Here is a 6384-nt window from a genome sequence, read left to right on the forward strand (position 1 = left end):
TCCGGCTCTCATGGCCGCTCCCCGACCAGCTGGCGGCGCACGGCCGCGATGGCGTCCTCGTTGCGCTCGATGCCGACCTCGCTCCTCATCGCCGCGATCAGCTGCTCGGTGTATTCCTGACCCAGCGTCGAGGCGAGCTGTTCGCGTGCTTGTCCGATCAGCGGATCGTCGGCTTCCATCGTTCCGACCGAAATCTCTTCGAGGTCGACCACGAACCAACCGAGATCGCGCGCTGCGGCCAGCTTCTTCGCCGTGCCCTGTGCCATGCTGAACATCAAAGCCAGGGGTGGGGGAATGCGCCGGTCCTGCTGGCGCGCCAGGTCCTCACGGGTCAGGTTGATGTTTTCCACTGCGGGTAGAGCGACATCCTCTGCCTGCAAGGCGGCTGCCAGGCTCGTCCCTTCGCGCAGGCGCTTGATAACGCGATCGGCAGCAGCGCGCGCCGCCTGCGAACCTTGCGTCAGGCGCCATGCGGCCGTGACCTGATCGCGAATTTCCGCAAGCGGGGGCGTGGCGGCTCCGGTGATGCGCGTGACTTCGAAGACGAGATAGGTCTCGCCTCGCTCGATCTCCGCGACCTGCGGTTCGCTCTCTTCCATTTGAAATGCGGTCGCGAGCGCCGGGCCGAGAATTTCAGGTGCCGTCTCGTCGGTGCCGTAAACTTGGCCGTTTGCAGTCAGCGGTTGCGTCGTTTCGACCGCGATCCCGCGCTCGCGCGCGACATCGGCCAGTGTGGCGCCTTCGTCGATCCGTTCTTCGATCTCGGCGGCGACATTGGCGAGCGCGCGCGTGCGCTTTTCTTCGCGCACCGTATCGGCGATTTCGCCGCGGACCTGCGCGAGTGGGCGGGCTGGCGTGCTGTTGACGGCATCGACCCGCACGACATGCCAGCCAAGCGCGCTGCGCGCCGGAACCGCGATGGACCCGCGTGCCGCGCTGAAGATCGCGTCGGCGACCGCCGAAGAGGCGTCGGAAGCGACCTCGGCACGCGTCACGGCTTCCTGCTGCACTGTGCTGAAACCGGCTTCCCGTGCCACGGCATCCAGCGAAGCGCCGCCTTGGACACGTTCGCGGAGCGCATTGGCGGCCTGCTGCGTCGGCACGATCAGCTGGGTGTAGCTGCGCGTTTCGCTTGCCGCGTATTGCGCGCGGTCCTGCTGATAGCGCGCGGCGATCTCGTTCTCGGTCGGCTCGATCTCGTCGGCGATCGCGTCGTTATCGAATGTGGCGTAGCGCACGATGCGGCGTTCGGGCCGGATGAAATCCGCGCGGTTCGCTTCGTAAAATGCTTGCAATTGCTGGCTGCTAGGCGCGCCTTCGGGCGCGAAGGCCGCAGAGGGAAGAAAGCCGATCGCGCCTTCGCGCCGCTCGCGGAACAGGCCGGCATAGCGCCGCGCCAAGGCCTGCGGCATCACTGCCCCGAAGGCGGACGGCCCGGCAATCTGCTGAGCCAGAAGGCCCGAACGGATGTCGTTGCGCACCTGCGCATCGGTAAGACCCTGCGCGGCCAGCGCCTGACGGTAGGCTGTTTCGCTGAAATTTCCGTCCGCCCCGCGGAAGGCCCCGATAGTCCGGATCTCGCTATTGATGAGGTTGTCGCCTGCTCTGAGGCCATTGTCCCGGGCGAAGGCGGAGATCACATACCGATCGATCAACTGGCTCAGCACTTCGTCGAAACCACCCTGCGCGATGAATTCGGGCATCGAAATCGTCGGATCTTCCTGGCGCACGCGATCCAGCGCGCTCGAGGTCGAGCGGCTGAGTTCGGCGCTGTCGATCCGCTCGCCGCCCACCACCGCCACGCGATTGCCGCCGGCAACCCCGCCGAACATGCCCGTGCTCGACACGTCGGCGCTGGCGAAGGCGAAGGCGATCAATCCCAGAAAGGCGAAGGTGAGCCCGAGGCCGATCTTGGACTTGAAGAAGCTGCGGAAGAAGGTGAGCATGGCTGCGAAAAGCGTCCTGTCGGAAATGGTGTCCGGGCACAGCGCGACCGGGAGGAGTGCCGCGCTTTATCCATGCTGCGACCTTGCCGCAACAGGTGTCGAAGGTTTTGACCCGGGGGCCGCTGTCGGCTAGCGGACCAGCCCCGGCCTGCCCATATGGCGGCAACCCATCGCAAATCTACAGGACCTTATCATGGCCGAACGGCCCTACATCGTTGGAAACTGGAAGATGAACGGCACGCGCGCCATGCTTTCCGAAGCACGCGCAATCGACCGTGCGGCGCAGCGTTACATGAAGGTCGAGGTCGCCCTGGCGCCTCCCTTCACTCTGATTCACGCCGTCCATCGCGAGGCCGAGCAGATCGGCGTCGGCGCGCAGGATTGCCATGCGGAGCCGGATGGCGCGCATACCGGAGATGTCAGCGCCACGATGGCCGCCGATTCGGGCGCGAAGTTCGTAGTTCTGGGCCATAGCGAACGGCGGGGCGATCACGGCGAGAGCGATGCGCTGATCGCGGCGAAGGTTTCCGCCGCGCTCGAAGCGGGGCTGCGGATCATCCTATGCTGCGGCGAGAGCGAAGCGACGCGCGACGCGGGCAGAGCAGAACAGTTTGTACTCGATCAGCTACGCGCGGGCCTGCCGAAACTGGATGACGCGGCGGAACGCGTGACTGTTGCCTATGAGCCGATCTGGGCCATCGGGACGGGCCGCACTGCTGAGGCCGACGATATCGCCGCCATGCATCGCGCCATTCACGATCTTTTGGTCGAAACCTATGGCGAGGAGCAGGCATCGGGCGTTCGCATTCTTTACGGCGGCTCGGTCAAGCCGGACAATGCGCGCGAGATCCTCTCGCTCCCCCATGTCGGTGGTGCGCTGGTCGGCGGGGCGAGCCTGTCGGCAGAAAGCTTCCTCGGCATCGTGGTCGCTGCGTCCGAGGCGGACGAGGGCTGAGGTTTGAGGCGCGCCCTTGTGCGCGCCACCAACCGGACCTAGTTTCAAATCACTTTCATCCAGAACGGATATCCGATGTTCTTCTTCCTCACCGTCGTCCAGGCCATCGTGGCCGCTGCCCTTGTAGGCGTTATCCTCATGCAGCGTTCCGAAGGGGGCGGTCTTGGTATCGGCGGAAGTCCGTCGGGCATGCTGAGCGCGCGCGGCGCGGCGGATTTCCTCACTCGGTCGACCAAGTGGCTGGCCGTGGTCTTCGTGGTCCTGTCGATCGCTCTGGCAGCGCTGGCAGTGGAAACGACGCAGGGCGCCTCGCTCGAGACGACTCTGGATCGCAACGTCACGCCGATCGAACAGCAGGATCCGCTCGGCGGCACGCCGGTGACAGGTGGCGAGGCTGCTCCGGCCCCGAACCAGGCCACGCCCGCCAACGACGATCCGCTCGCGCAATAAGCGCTTTCGATCGACTTATCTGTGGACGGGCGAGCGACGGATCGCTCGCTTCGTCCGGTTTACGCTTGCCCCGAATCACGACCGGGGCTTAAGGCCCGGCTCCCATGGCGCGGTACATTTTCATCACCGGCGGCGTGGTCTCCTCGCTCGGCAAAGGTCTCATGGCGGCATCGCTCGCGGCGCTGTTGCAGGCGCGCGGCTATAAGGTCCGCATTCGCAAATTCGACCCCTATCTGAATGTCGATCCGGGCACGATGAGCCCGTATCAGCACGGCGAGGTGTTCGTGACCGATGACGGGGCGGAGACCGATCTCGATCTCGGACATTACGAACGCTTCACGGGCGTTTCCGCGCATCAGGCGGACAATGTCACTTCGGGCCGTATCTACCAGCAGATCATCGCCAAGGAGAGGCGCGGCGATTATCTGGGCGCGACGGTCCAAGTGGTTCCCCATGTGACCGACGCGATCAAGCAATTCGCGCTTGCCGATCAGGACGATCACGATTTCATCCTGTGTGAGATCGGCGGCACGGTCGGCGACATCGAAGGCCTGCCCTTCATGGAGGCCATCCGTCAGCTCAGGAACGAACTGCCCGTCGACCAGACGCTGAGCGTCCATGTCACGCTGGTCCCCTATATCGCGGCGGCGGGCGAGCTGAAGACCAAGCCGACCCAGCACAGCGTGCGCGAACTCGCCAGCCTCGGGATCAAGCCCGACCTGCTGCTCTGCCGCGCAGAGCATCCGATCCCCGAAAGCGAGCGGCGCAAGATCGCGCAATTCTGCAATGTCCGCGCGGAATCGGTGATCCCCGCGCTCGATGCGCCGTCGATCTATTCGGTCCCGCTGCAATATCATGGGGAAGGGCTCGACAGCGAAGTGCTGCGCGCCTTCGGCATCACCGACGCGCCGGAACCCGACCTGTCCCGCTGGTACGATGTGGTCGATCGCCATTCGAACCCCGAAGGCGAGGTAGTGATCGGCGTGATCGGTAAATATGTCGGACTGCAGGACGCATACAAATCGCTCAACGAGGCGCTCGTTCATGGCGGCATGGCCCATCGCGTGCGCGTCAAGATCAAATGGCTCGACGCCGAAGTGTTCGAGCAGGATGACGACGCCATCTCCGCTCAGCTCGAACCCATGCACGCCATTCTGGTGCCCGGCGGTTTTGGAGAGCGCGGGTCGGAAGGCAAGATCGCTGCGGTCCGCTTCGCTCGCGAACACAAGGTGCCGTTCCTCGGCATTTGCCTTGGGATGCAGATGGCTTGCATCGAAGGTGCGCGCTCCGCAGGCGTCGCCGCCGCTTCGTCGACGGAATTCGGCGATACGGAAGAACCGGTCGTCGGCATCATCACCGAGTGGATGAGCGAAGATGGCCTGCAGGAGCGCGAAGCGGGCGGAGATCTGGGCGGCACGATGCGTCTGGGCGCCTATGACGCCAAGCTTGCTGCGGACAGTCAGGTCTCGCGGGTCTATGGCGGCGTCACCGAAATTTCGGAACGCCACCGCCATCGTTACGAGGTCAACAGCCACTATATCGACACGCTCGAAAAAGAAGGCCTCGTATTCTCCGGCATGTCGCCCGATGGTTTGCTCCCCGAGATCGTCGAACGGCCGAACCATCCCTGGTTCATCGGCGTTCAGTTCCACCCGGAATTGAAGTCGCGCCCGTTCGATCCCCACCCGCTTTTCGCAGGATTTATCGGGGCAGCGCTCGAGCAGGCGCGCTTGATGTAATTTTTTTTGCGCGTGCAGCAGACATCCTAAGCGATTGAATCGGCGAGACGACGCCCGAACTGCATGCTGAATGCGGTTGTGCGCCCGCATGCTTAGTGAGCGCGAGGCCTTTATTTTTTAACCGGTGTGAGGCAAACCATGCTTGCGGGCGATGGTTGGGGTGATTTTAGAACGCTTCAGCCCTTTTTTGCGCAACAAGTTGAAAGGCTTGCCTCGAAACTCGTCGTCTTCTGCGACCCGGACGGCTTATTCCGAGGCTAGGCGGCGCTCTGCGTCGCGGGGGCAATGCTTTGCGGCATTGCCCCCTTCCGTTCCGGCCTGGACAGCGGTCCTTCGTCACCACGCAAACGAGAAGGGCGAAGCCTTACGGCTCCGCCCCTCGTTACACTGCCTCGATCGAAGATCAGGCGACGTCGCGATCCTTGCCGCTCTCGTCGTCTTCGGCCTTGTCGCCTTCGACCACTTCGAGCTTGCGGGCTCCGCCGATCATAACCTTCTTGGGCTTCATCGCATCGGGCACTTCGCGCACGAGATCGATGGTCAGGAGGCCATCGGCGAGATCAGCGTTGGCGACCCGGACGAAATCGGCCAGTTCGAACCGGCGTTCGAAACCGCGATTGGCGATGCCGACATGCAGCATCTCGCCCTCCACGCTATCGTCGCGCTTCTTGCCTTGAATGGTCAGCAGGTTCTGCTGCGCCGTGATATCGAGATCGCGCTCGCGGAAACCGGCCACTGCCAGAGTTATGCGATAGCTGTCTTCGTCGCGCCGCTCGATATTGAATGGGGGGTAATTGTCGCCCGCATTGTTGCGGACCTGGCTTTCCAGCAGGTCAAACAGACGGTCGAACCCGACCGTGGTGCGGCGATAAGGGGAAAAATCGGTACGGTTCATCGAAACAAATCCTCTTCTGAGCGATTTTCATGATAGGGATGCGGCCCGCATTCGGCGCCGCCCCCAACGATGCGCCCGACGCGCCTTGTGGCCGCTTCGGACGACACCAAGATAAGCGCACCGGCATGACGTTCAAGAACCCGATCGCGCGGTATGGGGTTGCTGCCGGACAGGCCTGCGACGCACCGGCGAAACACGAAGGATCATTTTTCGATGAGTAAGCCCGAAGTCACGATCTACACGAAATTCGGTTGCGGTTTCTGCAGCCGGGCGAAGCGCCTGCTCGACGAAAAGGGCGTGGAATACACCGAGCACGATATCACCATGGGCGGCCCGAAGCGCGCCGAGATGCTTGAGCGGGCGCCGGAGGCACGCACCGTGCCGCAGATCTTCATCGGC

At 63.5% G+C, this 6384-nt stretch carries 6 protein-coding genes; 4 read left to right on the plus strand and 2 right to left on the minus strand.

Annotation, left to right across the window (positions count from 1 at the left end):
* Window positions 1–8: 8 nt before the first annotated feature.
* A complete protein-coding gene (locus A3736_RS12130; RefSeq protein WP_067683317.1) occupies window positions 9–1946 on the minus strand; it encodes a SurA N-terminal domain-containing protein in 1938 nt (645 codons plus the stop codon).
* Window positions 1947–2139: 193 nt separating this feature from the next.
* On the opposite strand from A3736_RS12130, the gene tpiA reads away from it, so the two are divergent.
* The 3 genes from tpiA (at window position 2140) to A3736_RS12145 (ending at window position 5090) form a co-directional block, all read left to right on the plus strand.
* Complete coding sequence (gene tpiA, locus A3736_RS12135; RefSeq protein ID WP_067683318.1) at window positions 2140–2901, plus strand: triose-phosphate isomerase; 762 nt, start codon at window positions 2140–2142, stop codon at window positions 2899–2901.
* Between the two features lie 75 nt (window positions 2902–2976).
* Window positions 2977–3351: a preprotein translocase subunit SecG gene (gene secG, locus A3736_RS12140; RefSeq protein ID WP_067683320.1), complete on the plus strand. Its 375-nt coding sequence runs from the start codon at window positions 2977–2979 to the stop codon at window positions 3349–3351.
* Window positions 3352–3455: 104 nt separating this feature from the next.
* Entirely contained in the window at window positions 3456–5090 is a 1635-nt protein-coding gene (locus tag A3736_RS12145; protein ID WP_067683322.1) for a CTP synthase, read from the plus strand.
* A gap of 403 nt (window positions 5091–5493) precedes the next feature.
* Here the strand turns inward: A3736_RS12145 and A3736_RS12150 are convergent, their stop codons facing one another.
* Window positions 5494–5985 carry an Hsp20 family protein gene (locus A3736_RS12150; protein ID WP_067683324.1) on the minus strand — a complete coding sequence of 164 codons (492 nt, stop codon included), beginning with the start codon at window positions 5983–5985 and terminating at the stop codon, window positions 5494–5496.
* A gap of 213 nt (window positions 5986–6198) precedes the next feature.
* Here A3736_RS12150 and A3736_RS12160 point away from each other — a divergent pair.
* Window positions 6199–6384, plus strand: a 186-nt coding sequence (locus tag A3736_RS12160; RefSeq protein ID WP_067683327.1) for a glutaredoxin domain-containing protein, incomplete at its 3' end; no start/stop codon positions are given.

The organism is Erythrobacter sp. HI0063 (assembly GCF_001635685.1).
GTDB lineage: Bacteria > Pseudomonadota > Alphaproteobacteria > Sphingomonadales > Sphingomonadaceae > Qipengyuania.